The 12,742-nt window shown below is 75.3% G+C and carries 7 protein-coding genes and 2 pseudogenes; 7 read left to right on the top strand and 2 right to left on the bottom strand.

Annotated features, from left to right (window positions below; all coding sequences use genetic code 11):
• Positions 1-36 precede the first annotated feature (36 nt).
• Positions 37-873, bottom strand: a pseudogene (locus ABD954_RS29725) (EamA family transporter); the annotation flags it as partial.
• A gap of 127 nt (positions 874-1,000) precedes the next feature.
• Here ABD954_RS29725 and ABD954_RS29720 point away from each other — a divergent pair.
• From ABD954_RS29720 to ABD954_RS29700, 5 genes and pseudogenes are all read left to right on the top strand, one after another.
• A pseudogene (locus tag ABD954_RS29720) lies at positions 1,001-1,339 on the top strand (MocR-like pyridoxine biosynthesis transcription factor PdxR); the annotation flags it as partial.
• 430 nt (positions 1,340-1,769) lie between these two features.
• The gene (locus ABD954_RS29715; RefSeq protein ID WP_345490661.1) at positions 1,770-3,380 is read left to right on the top strand and encodes an alkaline phosphatase D family protein; all 1,611 of its coding nucleotides are present in this window, start codon (positions 1,770-1,772) and stop codon (positions 3,378-3,380) included.
• A 94-nt stretch (positions 3,381-3,474) separates the two neighbouring features.
• Positions 3,475-4,857, top strand: coding sequence for an SWIM zinc finger family protein (locus ABD954_RS29710; protein ID WP_345490659.1), 1,383 nt, complete (start codon positions 3,475-3,477; stop codon positions 4,855-4,857).
• Positions 4,854-7,529 (top strand): DUF7824 domain-containing protein, encoded by a 2,676-nt coding sequence (locus tag ABD954_RS29705; protein WP_345490657.1) that lies wholly within the window; start codon positions 4,854-4,856, stop codon positions 7,527-7,529. The genes ABD954_RS29710 and ABD954_RS29705 overlap by 4 nt, the downstream gene beginning before the upstream one ends.
• A gap of 85 nt (positions 7,530-7,614) precedes the next feature.
• Positions 7,615-9,105 (top strand): GNAT family N-acetyltransferase, encoded by a 1,491-nt coding sequence (locus ABD954_RS29700; protein WP_345492549.1) that lies wholly within the window; start codon positions 7,615-7,617, stop codon positions 9,103-9,105.
• On the opposite strand, the gene ABD954_RS29695 is transcribed toward ABD954_RS29700, so the two are convergent.
• On the bottom strand, positions 9,053-10,258 hold the full coding sequence (locus ABD954_RS29695; protein WP_345490655.1) for a trans-sulfuration enzyme family protein: 1,206 nt from the start codon (positions 10,256-10,258) through the stop codon (positions 9,053-9,055). The genes ABD954_RS29700 and ABD954_RS29695 overlap by 53 nt on opposite strands.
• Before the next feature lie 60 nt (positions 10,259-10,318).
• Between ABD954_RS29695 and ABD954_RS29690 the strand changes: the two genes are divergently transcribed.
• Both ABD954_RS29690 and ABD954_RS29685 read left to right on the top strand, forming a co-directional pair.
• Complete coding sequence (locus ABD954_RS29690; protein WP_345490654.1) at positions 10,319-10,816, top strand: Lrp/AsnC family transcriptional regulator; 498 nt, start codon at positions 10,319-10,321, stop codon at positions 10,814-10,816.
• 59 nt (positions 10,817-10,875) lie between these two features.
• Complete coding sequence (locus tag ABD954_RS29685) at positions 10,876-12,606, top strand: DUF885 domain-containing protein (protein ID WP_345490652.1); 1,731 nt, start codon at positions 10,876-10,878, stop codon at positions 12,604-12,606.
• Positions 12,607-12,742 lie beyond the last annotated feature (136 nt).

Here is a 12,742-nt window from a genome sequence, read left to right as displayed (position 1 = left end):
CCTCGGGCCGAACAGGCCCGAGCCCAGGACCGCCCCGGCCCCCACCAGGAGGCTGCCGGCCGCCTGCGGCAGACCGAAGGAGCCGTGCGCGACCGCGACGGCGGTCAGCGCGGCGGCCACCGGGATGGCGCCGGTGAACAGGGTGGCCCGCTCCATGCCGAGTCGCTGGGCACCCATGTAGAAGAGGACGAATCCGACGACGGTGGCGAGGGCCGCCTGCCACACCAGGGCACCGGCCTCCACCGCGGTCGGCGTCCGCAGCACGGCGGACCCGTCGGCCACGAGCCCCAGCACCGCCGACTCGACGGCCGCCACGCCGCACACGACCGCCGTCAGCAGCTTCGGTCCCAGGGGCCGCAGCACCGGCACGGCGAGCAGGGTGAAGCCGACCTCGCCCGCGAGCGCCACCACCGACCAGCCGAGCCCCGCCGCGTCGGTGCGGCCCCAGCCCTGCACGGTGAAGGCGCCGGCGGCGACCAGCACCGCCCCGTACAGCACCGGCCTCGTCGGCCTGCGGCCCTCCGTCAGTGGCACCAGGACGGCGACCACGACGGGGGCGCAGCCGACCAGGACACCGGGCACGGCGGGCTCCGCGGTGCGCTCGGCGGCCAGGACGGCGAGGTTGAAGCCGACCATGCCGACGGCGGCGAGCAGGGCGAGCCGGAGCCAGTGCCGGGCGGTCAGAGCGCGCAGCGGGCGGAGCCCGGCCCGGCCGAGCAGGGGCAGCAGGAGCAGACAGGCGGCACCGTAGCGCAGGGCCTGCCCGCCCGCGTACGGGTAGTCGCCGAGCAGGCTGTTGGCGGTGAAGGAGGCGCCGACGAGGGCGTAGGCGACGGTCACGAGGAGCGCGCCGCGCAGGGAGTTCGCGTTCATGCCCCCGACGCTAGGAACCGGACCGCCTTCTTTTGAGGTCCACTTGCGGGGCGGCATCGGGGACCACTTGGAGCCGTGGTCCGCGCCGACGGCGACGGGAAGGCCGGGGGCGGTCGGGGCGACGAGCGGCGGCTACGACCGGCAGCTGCGCCGCTGTCAACGCGCCTACCGGGAACGCCGGGACGCCCTGGTGGCGGCCCTGGAGCGGCACTTCCCCGGCACGGAGGTGAGCGGCATCGCCGCCGGACTCCACGTCATCGCGCGCGTGCCGGCCGAACACGGCCCCACGGCCCGCTTCCTGGAGCGCGCCCTGGCCGCGGGCGTGGCGCTGCACCCGCTGGAGGACTACGGCACGGCCCGCCCCGGCGACGGCGCGGTCCGCCTGGTGATCGGCTACGCGCACCTGCCGCCGGCGGACATCGCCCTGGGGGTGCGCCTGGTCGCGGAGGCGGAGCCGCAGACGTAGGCGGGGCGTAGGCGTACGGGGAGTGCGCGGCGCGAGAGTATGCGGCGCTACGTACGGAGCGCCGGTCACGTGCACGGCGTCCCGTGGCACGGGGGCCGGAGCGCCGGTCACGTGCACGGCGTCACGTGGCACGGGGGCCGGAGCGCCGGGTCACGGGCACGGCGTCACGTGGCACGGGGGCCGGAGCGCCGGGTCACGGGCACGGGGCCACGTGGCACGGGGCACGGCGTCACGGGGTGCCGGGTCACGGAGCGACATGGCATCCGTCAGCGCGGGCGACACGGCATCCGTCGACATGGGCGACACGGCATCCGTCGGCGCGGCTTCGGCGCCGGGCCGGGCCGTTGTTCACGCGGGGTTCGGTTCCCCGCCTCTCCCGGGCGCTAGGCATGGGTCGGTCCCGCCCCGCCCACGCCTTGGAGGCGCCTCCATGTCCTCGTCCACCGCCGGTCCCGCTCCCGCCCGCCGTACCCTGCTGCGCGGTTCGCTCGCCGTGCCCGCCGCCGCCCTCGCGGCCGGCGGGGGCGCCTTCGCCGGCTCGGCGTCCGCCGGTCCGGCGTTCGCGCTCTCGGGGCGGCCGACGGCCGCCTGGGGCGTGCAGACCGGCGACGTCACCGCGCACTCGGGCCTGGTGTGGGTCCGCTCGGACCGGCCGGCCCGGATGGTCGTGGAGACCTCGTCGAGCGAAACGTTTCGCCGGGTCCGCCGCCACCACGGTCCGCTCCTCGGGCCCGGAACGGACTTCACCGGCACCACCGCGCTGCGCGGGCTGCCGCCCGGCGAGCAGGTCCACTACCGGGTCACGCTGTCCGATCCGGACGACCCGCGCCGTACCGGCGAGCCGGTCACCGGCACGTTCCGCACGGCGCCCGCCCGGCGGCGGGACGGCGTGCGGTTCCTGTGGTCCGGCGACATCGCCGGGCAGGGCTGGGGCATCAACCCGGACATCGGCGGCTTCCGCGCGTACGAGGAGATGCGCCGGCTCGACCCCGACTTCTTCCTGTGCAGCGGCGACACCGTCTACGCGGACGGCGTCCTCCAGCCCAGCGTGACGCTGCCGGACGGCCGCGTCTGGCGGAACGTCACCACGCCGGAGAAGTCCAAGGTGGCCGAGACGCTGGACGAGTACCGCGGCAACTTCCGCTACAACCTGCTCGACCACAACGTGCGCGCCTTCAACGCCCAGGTGCCGTCGATCGTGCAGTGGGACGACCACGAGGTCCGCAACAACTGGTATCCGGGGCAGATCCTCGACGATCCGCGCTACACCGAGAAGGACGTGGACGTCCTGGCGGCCCGCGCCTCGCGCGCCTTCGCCGAGTACGTCCCGGTGTCCACGCTGCACGCGCGCGGTGACGGCACCCGGACCGAGGGCCGGCTGCACCGCGTGGTGCGCTACGGGCCGCTGCTGGACGTCTTCGTGCTGGACATGCGCGCGTACCGGAACGCCAACTCGCCGGGCCGGCAGGCCGACGACGGCACCGGCATCCTGGGCGCCGAGCAGTTGGAGTGGCTGAAGCGGGAGCTGGCCCGGTCGCGCGCGGTGTGGAAGGCGCTCGCCGCGGACCTGCCGCTGGGGCTCGTGGTGCCGGACGGGTCGACGGACTTCGAGGCGATCGCGCAGGGTGATCCGGGGGCACCGCTCGGCCGCGAGCTGCAGATCGCCGAGCTGCTGCGGTTCGTCAAGCACCGGCGGATCACCGGCACCCTGTGGCTCACCGCCGACGTCCACCACACCTCGGCGCAGCACTACGCGCCGGAGCGCGCCGCCTTCCAGGACTTCGCGCCCTTCTGGGAGTTCGTGTCGGGGCCGCTGGCGGCGGGCGGTTTCCCGGCCAGCCGGCTGGACGGCACCTTCGGCCCGGAGCGGGTCTTCGTGCGGGCACCGGAGCGGGCCAACGTGTCGCCGATGGAGAGCCCGCAGTACTTCGGCGAGGTCGACATCGACGGCGACAGCGGGGAACTGACGGTCCGGCTGCGGGCCGAGGGGGGCACGGTGCTGTTCAGCAAGGTCCTCCAGCCGGGCCGCGTCGGGCAGTGACGGGCGGCGCGTGACGCCTCGTCAGGGCGGTCCGGGAGGGCGCCGGGAGGGCGTGCGCGGCCCGTTGTCAGTGCCGGGTCCTACGGTCGTTTCCATGACGCGATCCGTACAGGCGCTCGCCTACGCACGCCCTTCCGCGCTGGAGCCCGCGGGCTCCGGACGGCTGCTCGGTCTGGAGACGTCCGGGGGTCTCACGCCGTCCGGCGCCGAGGCCCGTCCCCGGTTCTTCTCCGGTTTCCTGACCTCGCCGCAGATCGCCGCGCGCGGGCTGCTGGCCGTGGCCGACGTGGCGGCGGCCCGCTACCACCAGCGCATGCGGCCCGGTTCGCTGGATCCGGTGGTGACCGGGAACGGCGACCGGCTGCGCTTCGAGTCCTTCTCGGGCTGCGGCGGGGTGTACGCGCGTCTGGACGTGCTGAGTGCCGGGCTCGACGGCGCCCGGACGGGGCACGGGACGACCAACGTGGACGTCAACAACCCGCTGCGGGAGGCACTGTCCCGGCTGACGGGCGACGATCCGCTGCATCTGCGGGTCGGGCCCGAGGAACTGGCGGTGACCACGCTCGACGGACCGGTCGTGGAGAAGAAGGTGCCGCTGCCCGAGCGCTGGCTGCGCGGCTTCGCCGAGGCCCAGGTCTCGTCCGCCGGTTTCGACCTGCGCGCGGAGCTGCCGGGCCCGGAGGCGGTCCGGTTCCTGCGGTCGCTGCCGCGCACGCGGGCACGGGGCCTGGGTCCGATGTGGGTGGTGCCGTCCGGCCGGACGCTGCGGCCGACCACGCGGCCGGTGGCGGGCTCGGTGTGCCTCGCGGGGCCCGACCGGCTGGTGGCACTGGAGCGGGTGCTGCGGCACGCGTCGGCCCTGAGGGTGTACGGGCCGGTGCCGGACGGCGGGCCGGCGCCGAGCGCCTGGGAGGTGGAGCTGCCCGGGATGCGGCTCACGCTGACCCTGTCGCCGGACCCCGCGCGCGGTTTCTCCGGCGAGGGCGGCGTCCTGGAGGCGCTGGCCACCGGGGAGGCGGCGCAGGACGCGGAGCTGGTGTCGGTGCTGCTCGCCTGGGAGCCGCGGATCGACCTCGGCGACCTGGCCGCGCGGTCCGGCCTGTCCGTGGCGCGGGTGCGGGCGGCGCTGACCCGGCTCGGCACGGCCGGCCGGGTGGGGTACGACGTGGCGGAGGCGGCCTACTTCCACCGCGAGCTGCCCTATGACGCGGACCGCGCCGAGCGGCACAACCCACGCCTGGTCGCGGCCCGGGCGCTGCTCGCGGAGGGCGCGGTCGCCTTGGACGGGACGCTCGCCTCGGTGCGGTCCGGGGAACGGCGCTACCAGGTGCGGGAGTCGGCGGACGGGCGGCTGAGCTGCACGTGCGTGTGGTGGGCGGAGTACCGGGGCCGACGGGGCCCGTGCAAGCACGCGCTGGCGGTGCGCATCGCCCGGCGCGGCGCGACGGTCGAGACGGTGGCGGGGGGTGCCCGATGACGGGAGGCGATGCGCGGGTGGAGCAGTTCCTCGACGCGGTCCGGCAGGGGCGGTACGGGGACGTCCCCGGCCTGCTCCGGCAGCTGGACGCGGCCGGGCGCAAGGCGGCGCTGCCGGAGCTGAAGCGGCTGCGCAAGGAGGTCCGCGGCTGGGACTGGAAGCGGTGGGAGGAGCGGACCCGGGTGCGGTGCGCCCTGCGGCTCGCGGGCGCCGGCTGTCACACGGGCGCGGCGGCGGCCGCCGACTGGATCGGCGGCCGCGATCTGCGGGACTGGCAGGACCGCGGCGGGGCGCTGCTCGGAGTGCTCGCGGAGCGCGACCCGGCGTGGCTCACGGAGGTGGCCCGGCGGCTCGCCGAGCGGCCCGCCGTGGCGGAGGACGAGTACGCCCTGGTCCACGGTCTGGTGCAGCTGAGCGGATGCCCCACTCCGGCGACCGAGGGCTACGTCCGCGGCTGGACCCGGGCCGTGCGGCGACGGACCCTCCTCGACAGCGTGCGGAGCGACCCGCAGACGCCGGTCCTCGCGCCCCGGCTGCTCGATCTGGCCGAGATCCCGGACGCCCTCACCTGGCGGGCCGGCGGCACCGACACCTCGTACCACTGGCCGACGGCGCTCGCCGCCCTCGCCGGGGAAGGGGTCCTGGACCGCACGGTGCTGGTCGACGGCTGTGTGACCCGGCTGCTGCGCGGCGGGCGTGCTCGGGACCTGCGCTTCCCGCTGGCCCTGCTGCAGGCGCTGGGCACGACGGACGGGGAGCGACGGGGGCGGGTTCCCGACTGGCTCGGCATGGTGGCCGACGCGCCCTCGCCGGTGGCCGGGTACGCGCAGGAGGTCCTGGCGGAGCTGGCACTGGACGGAGGTCTCGCGGTCCGGGACCTGGCGGAGATGTCCGGCTCGGTGCTGTTCCGCACGGAGAAGAAGCTGGTGCGGGCGCAGGTGACGCTGCTGGGGAAGGTGCTGCGGCGTGATCCGGGGGCGGCGGAGGAACTGCTGCCGGTGGTGACGGACGCCTTCGGGCACGAGGACACGGTGATCCAGGAGCGGGCCCTGAAGCTGGTGGGCCGGCATCTGTCCGCTGTGACCGACGCGCGGGTGCGCGAGGAACTGGCGGGTGCGGCCGAGCTGTTGAGCCCGGTGCACCGGGCGGCCGCGGTGGAGGTGTTCGGCACGTCCGCGGCCGTCGACGCCCGGCCGTACGAGGAGGTGCTGCCTCCGGTGCCGGAGCTGCGCCCGGTGGCACCGGCGGCGGCGACGGTCGCCGAGCTGGTGGAGGAGCTGGTCGCGCTGGCGCGGCACCCTTACGGGTCCGTCGAGGACTTCGAACGGGCCTTGGACGGTGTCGTACGGCACGCGCACCGGGACCGGGAGGCGCTGGCGACGGCGGTGCGGGAGGCGTTCGCGGGGGCGTACTGGCTGGAGCGCCGGGACCATGTCTCCGAGGGGTCGGACGGCATCTTCACCGTGCTGGCCGCGCTGCTCAGCGCGGTGCGGGCGTCGGCGCTCGACCTCGCCCGTCGGCGGACCGGTGCGCCGTCCTGTGCGCACAAGGCTCTGACCAGGGTCGTCGACGCCCGTGTGTGGGAGGCGGCCTGGCTGGTCGCGACGGGGGGCCCGGTTCCGTTCCTGCTCGCCGCGCCGACCCGGCACACCGGCGCGATCGACCCGCCGGTGCTGGTGGAGCGGCTGCGGGCCTATCGGGACGCCGGGGTCGAGCCGCTGCCGGTGGACCTCGTGCAGGCGCTGCTGCGGGTGCGCAAGGCGGACGCGTCGGCCGCCCGTGCGGCCGCGGAGGCGGCGGCCCTGGGCACCCGGGCGGGGGCGCGGCTCGCGGACTGGCTGACGGCGGACGTCTCGCTCGCGCCGGGGGTGCGCTTCCTGGAGCGGGGACGGGACGTCCGGTCGGGCAGGTGGTGGCTGGCGGAGCGCCTGGTCGTCGCGGTGCGGGAGCGCCGGTTGATCAAGGAGGAGTTCCCGCCGGCGTTCCAGTGGCTGGGCGGGTCGCCGGAGGAGACGGTGCACGGCTGCGGCCGGTACCACTGGTCGGGTCTGCGGCCGCTGTGGCCGGGGGTGCTGCCGGACGACCGGGAGACGCTGGCCGCCTGGCTGCTGCCGTCGCTGGCCGGCGAGGCGGAGCGGGACGAGCGGGAAGCGGCCTGGGGACTCACGGCGCTGGCCGAGGCGGACGGGCCGGCCGGGCCGGCCGTCCATCTCGCGCTCGCCGTGGGGCTGGGCTGCCGGCACGTGGAGGACCGGCTGACGGCCGTGGACGCGCTGCTCGTGCTCGCCTCCCGGGGTGACCTGGATCCGGCACTGCTGGCGGCGCGGCTTGCGGAGCTGGTGGCGGAGGGGACGGTCAAGCCCAACCGGCTGGCGGACGCGGCGCGTACGGCGGCCTCGGCCGGGGCGTACGCGACGGTGTGGGCGGTGCTCGCGGGACTGCTGCCGTGCCTGCTGACGGCACGGCAGCCGCCGCGCGGCGCGGGTGAGCTGGTGGCGGTGGCCGCCGAGTGCGTGGAGCGGTCCGGCGGGTCGGGGGAGGTACCGGGTCTGTCGGAGGCGGCGGCCCGGGCCGGTTCCTCCCGGCTGGTGGTCCAGGCGCGGCGGCTGTCGGCCGCACTCGGACACGGCACCGATCGACCATCGTCAGAAGTGGTCGAAATCGGTCACTAGGATCCCAGAACGGCGCTTAACCCATCAGTCACAAAGCGTTCGTGATCACGCAACACCGCTGGGTCACAGTGAGGTCATGACCGATATGACGCCCACGCAGAACGCCCGCCGCGCCCACCACTGGCGGCACGACCTGATCGAGCTCGCCGCCCTGTTCACGGCCGTGGTGGTGGCCGACACGGTCGCCAAGAGCATCGCCAAGGGGCCCGACGGCCCCTACCTGCTGGTGTTCTCGGCGATCGCCCTGGTGGCCACCGCCGCCTTCCACACCTGGTGGGCCCGGAGGCACAGTCATGCGCCGCCCGCCGACGATCCCGGCGGCAGCGGGGGCTCCCCGCTGCCGCCGGCCGTCGTTCCCGGCGCGGACCCCACCCCCGTGGGGGACACCGCCGGGACGGCCCTGTGGCGGATGCGGACCACGGTCCGCGACACCCCGGGCAGCCTGGCCGCGCTGTGCACCGTGCTCGCCCGCCACGGCGTCGACATCCTGACCCTGCAGACCCATCCGCTCGCCGACGGCACGGTCGACGAGTTCCTGCTGCGCGCCCCCGCCGGACTGCAGACCGCCACGCTCACCCGCGCCGTCGCCGCGGCCGGCGGCACCGACACCTGGACCGAACGGGCCGACGCCCACGACCTCGTCGACACCCCGACCCGGGTCCTGGGACTCGCCACCCGTACCGCGCTCGACGCGGCCGAACTGCCCCTCGCCCTGCGCCAGCTGCTCGGCCGGTGCACCATCCACTCCGTGCCGCCGCTCTCCCTGACCGGCCGCCCCACCGGCGAACACGCGCCGGTGGAGGGCGTCCTGGAGGACACGGTGATGCGGCTGCGCGACCCGGGCGGCGGCACGATCGTCGTGGAGCGGCCGTATCTTCCGTTCACGCCGACCGAGTTCGCCCGGGCCCGCGCGCTGGTCGAGCTCGACGCCCGCCTCGGCCCGCGCGTCCCGCGCAGCCGGGACGTGCTCACCCTGCCCGAAGGCAACGAGATCACCGTGCGCCGCGCCGACCAGCGCGACCTGCCCGCCGCGCGCGCCATGCACGACCGCTGCTCGGCACGCACCCTGGGGCTGCGCTACCACGGTCCTGTCGGCGACGCCGACCGCTATCTCGACCATCTCCTCAGCCCCCGCTACGGCCGCACCCTCGCCGTGCAGACGGCCTCCGGGCGGGTCGTCGCCCTCGGCCACCTGCTGTGGGACGGCGACGAGACCGAGGTCGCCCTCCTGGTGGAGGACGACTGGCAGCGGCGCGGCATCGGCTCCGAGCTCCTCGGCCGGCTGGTGGCGCTGGCCGAGGAGGCCGGCTGCGACAGCGTCTACGCGGTGACCCAGTCGTCCAACACCGGCATGGTGGCGGCCATGCGGGCGCTGAACCTGCCCCTCGACTACCAGATCGAGGAAGGCACCCTGGTCATCACCGCCCGCCTCACCGGCCGGCCGGCCACGAGCGGGACCGCGGGACGGGAGACGGCCCTCCCGCACGACACCGCCCCGGTGCCGCAGACGGCGCCCCGGGCCGCTACGCCCGCGCGGCCGGCTCCCGGCGCGGGGCCTGGACGGGCCCCGCACTGAGCGCCTGGGTCAGGTCACGCCACAGGTCCTCGACGTCCTCGAGGCCGACCGACATCCGCAGCAGCCGGTCGCTGATCCCGCCGGAGCGCCGGTCCGAGGCGTCCACGATGCGGTGGCTGATCGAGGCCGGGTGCTGGATGAGGGTGTCGACGCTGCCGAGGCTGACCGCCGGCGTGATGAGCCGTACCCCGGCGATCACGTCGTGCGGGTCCCCGTACACCTCGAAGGCGACCATCGCCCCTCCGATCCGCGGGTAGTGCACGCGCGCGATCCGCGGGTCGACGGTGAGGCGGCGGACCAGTTCGGCCGCGGTCGCCGAGGCCGCCCGCACCCGTACCGGCAGCGTCGAGAGGCCGCGCAGCAGCAGGTAGCCGGCGAGCGGGTGCAGCACGCCGCCGGTCGCGAACCGCACCTGGCGCAGCCCGCGGGCGAACTCCTCGTCACAGGCGACGACCCCGCCCATCACGTCGCCGTGACCGCCGAGGTACTTGGTCGCGCTGTGCAGCACGATCCGCGCGCCCAGCTCGGCCGGGCGCTGGAGCACGGGGGTGGCGAAGGTGTTGTCGACGAGCAGCGGCACCGAGCCGCAGGCGTGGGCGAGGGCCCGGACGTCGACCTCGGCGAGGGTGGGGTTCGCGGGCGTCTCCACCATGACGAGGCCGGTGTCGGGGCGGATCGCGTCGGCGACACCGGCCGGGTCCGTCCAGGTGACCTCGGTGCCCAGCAGCCCGGCGTTCAGCAGGTGGTCGCTGCAGCCGTACAGCGGCCTGACCGCCACCACATGGCGCAGGCCCAGGCTCGCCCGGCTGAGCAGGACGGCGCTGAGGGCGGCCATGCCGCTGGCGAAGGCGACCGCGGAGTCGGTGCCCTCCAGACGGGCCAGGGCCGTCTCGAAGCGCCCGGTGGTGGGGTTGTCGAGGCGGGCGTAGACCGGCGGGCCGTCCGGCCGGGCCCCGGTCGCGGCGAACTCGTCGATCCGGGCGGCCTCCGCCCGGGTGTCGTACGAGGGGTAGGTGGTGGACAGGTCGAGCGGCGGGGCGTGCAGGCCCAGCTCGGCGAGATCGTCACGGCCGGCGTGCACGGCTTCGGTGGCCAGCGCCCGGGTGGGGGCGGCGGAGGCGTCGGAGGCGAAGGCGTCCATGGAGGTGTCCATGGGGCGCACTGTGAACGAATACCGGGCCGTAGCGGAAAACCTCCGTGCTACGTTCGGCCAATGGCCGATTCTGTCGTACTGGACGCGGTCGATCTGCACATTCTTCGCTTGTTGCAGAACGACGCCCGGTCCACCTACCGCGAGCTCGCCGCCGAGGTCGGCGTGGCTCCGTCCACCTGCCTGGACCGGGTGGCCCGGCTCCGCCGCACCGGTGTGATCCTCGGACACCGGCTACAGCTGAATCCGGCCAAACTCGGCCGGGGGCTCGAAGCCCTGTTGCTCGTCCAGGTCCGGCCCCACCGGCGGGAACTCATCGGACCGTTCGTGGATCGCATCCGCGCCCTGCCGGAGTCCCGGGCCCTGTTCCATCTCACCGGGCCCGACGACTACTTGGTGCACGTGGCCGTCGCGGACCCCGCCGACCTGCAACGACTGGTCCTGGACGAGTTCACCTCGCGGCGCGAGGTGGCGCGGGTGGAGACCCGGCTGATCTTCCAGCAGTGGGAGTGCGGCCCCTTGCTGCCGCCCACGCCGAGCGCTCATTTGTCGTCCGACTGAGATCGGTTGAGCCCCGTCGAGGGTGACGGGGGCACGGTGCTCGGGCGAGGATGAGACCCATGCCAGAGTCTTCCAGCACCGCTCTTCCCCGCCAGGTCGCCGACGCGTACGTCGACGCGCTCATCGAACTCGACCCGATCACCGGCACGTTCCTCGGAGTGCGGGAGAGCGCGGGCCGTCTGCCCGACTTCTCGCCCGCCGGTCAGGAGGCGGTGGCCGACCTCGCCCGGCGCACCCTCGCCCGGCTCGACGAGGCCGAGCGGCAGCCCGGGGCGAAGGACGAGGCGGAACAGCGCTGTGCCCGGCTGCTGCGGGAGCGGCTGACCGCCCAGCTCCTCGTGCACGAGGCGGACGAAGGTCTGTGCGCGGTGAGCAACCTCCGCTCCCCCGCGCACAGCGTGCGCATCTCCTTCACCATGCTGCCCACCGCGACCGCGGCGGACTGGACGGCCGTCGCCGAGCGGCTGCGGGCGGTCCCGGCGGCCCTGGAGGGCTATCGGGCCTCGCTCGCGCTCGGCCTGGAGCGGGGCATGCGCGGCGGACCGCGGGCGACGGCCACCTTCGTCGGCCAGCTCACCGAGTGGGCGGTCGCCGGCGGCGCGGGCCCGGACGGGACGGCCCGCGGCTGGTTCGAGGGGTTCGCCGCCGGCGCCGGGGAGGCGGCCGGGGCGGAGGTCTCCGAGGAGCTGCGGACCGAGCTCGCGGCGGCGGGCGCCGGCGCCGACCTGGCCGTGGTGGAGCTGCGGGACTGGATGCGCGACGTGTACGCCCCGGCGGTGGCCGACGCGCCCGACACGGTGGGCCGCGAGCGCTACCGCCGCTGGTCGCGCTTCTTCAACGGCACCGACCTGGACCTCGACCAGGCGTACGCGTACGGCTGGTCCGAATATCACCGGCTCCTGGACGAGATGCGGCGCGAGGCCGAACGGATCCTGCCGGGCGCCGGTCCCTGGGAGGCGCTCGCCCATCTCGACGAGCACGGCACGCACATCGAGGGCGTGGAGGAGGTACGCGCCTGGCTCCAGCAGCTGATGGACGAGGCGATCACGTCACTGGACGGCACCCACTTCGAACTCGCCGAGCGGGTCCGGCGGGTGGAGTCCCGGATCGCCCCGCCCGGCGGCGCCGCCGCCCCCTACTACACCGGCCCGTCGGAGGACTTCTCCCGCCCCGGCCGCACCTGGCTGCCGGTCGACGGACAGACCCGCTTCCCGGTGTACGACCTGGTGTCGACCTGGTACCACGAGGGCGTGCCCGGACACCACCTGCAGATCGCGCAGTGGGTGCACGTGGCCGACCGGCTCTCCCGCTACCAGGCGACCATCGGCAAGGTCAGCGCCAACACCGAGGGCTGGGCGCTGTACGCGGAGCGGCTCATGGACGAACTGGGCTTCCTCGGCGACCCGGAGCGGCGGCTCGGCTACCTGGACGGCCAGATGATGCGGGCCTGCCGGGTGATCGTCGACATCGGCATGCACCTGGGGCTCGAGATCCCGGCGGACTCGCCGTTCCGCCCCGGCGAGCGGTGGACACCGGAGCTGGCGCAGGAGTTCTTCCAGATGCACAGCAGCCGCCCGCCGGCCTTCGTGGAGAGCGAGATGACCCGCTATCTCTCCGTCCCGGCCCAGGCCATCGGTTACAAGCTGGGCGAGCGGGCGTGGCTGCTCGGCCGGGCCAACGCCCGTGCCGCGCACGGCGACGCCTTCGACGCGAAGGCGTGGCACATGGCGGCCCTGTCGCAGGGGCCGCTGGGGCTCGACGACCTGGTGGACGAGATCTCCCGCCTCTGAACGGCCCCTTCCCGACCGGTTCAGGGCCGCGCCCCGCCCGGTGCGGCGGGCGGCGTGGCCGTCGCCCAGGCCGTCCACCCCGTGGGAAACCCCGGGAGGCACTTGAACTCCCGGGGTTTTCCCTGCAAGGTCACGC

Origin of the sequence: Streptomyces roseoviridis (assembly GCF_039535235.1) — a bacterium.
GTDB classification, from domain to species: domain Bacteria; phylum Actinomycetota; class Actinomycetes; order Streptomycetales; family Streptomycetaceae; genus Streptomyces; species Streptomyces roseoviridis.
This window is presented reverse-complemented; position numbering and strand designations above follow the sequence as displayed.

Bases quoted from the DNA above. Each gene is read 5' to 3' on its own strand.
- ABD954_RS29715 (WP_345490661.1), top strand. From the start codon at position 1,770: ATGTCCTCGTCCACCGCCGGTCCCGCTCCCGCCCGCCGTACCCTGCTG.
- ABD954_RS29710 (WP_345490659.1), top strand. From the start codon at position 3,475: ATGACGCGATCCGTACAGGCGCTCGCCTACGCACGCCCTTCCGCGCTG.
- ABD954_RS29705 (WP_345490657.1), top strand. From the start codon at position 4,854: ATGACGGGAGGCGATGCGCGGGTGGAGCAGTTCCTCGACGCGGTCCGG.
- ABD954_RS29700 (WP_345492549.1), top strand. From the start codon at position 7,615: ATGACGCCCACGCAGAACGCCCGCCGCGCCCACCACTGGCGGCACGAC.
- ABD954_RS29695 (WP_345490655.1), bottom strand. From the start codon at position 10,258: ATGGACACCTCCATGGACGCCTTCGCCTCCGACGCCTCCGCCGCCCCC.
- ABD954_RS29690 (WP_345490654.1), top strand. From the start codon at position 10,319: ATGGCCGATTCTGTCGTACTGGACGCGGTCGATCTGCACATTCTTCGC.
- ABD954_RS29685 (WP_345490652.1), top strand. From the start codon at position 10,876: ATGCCAGAGTCTTCCAGCACCGCTCTTCCCCGCCAGGTCGCCGACGCG.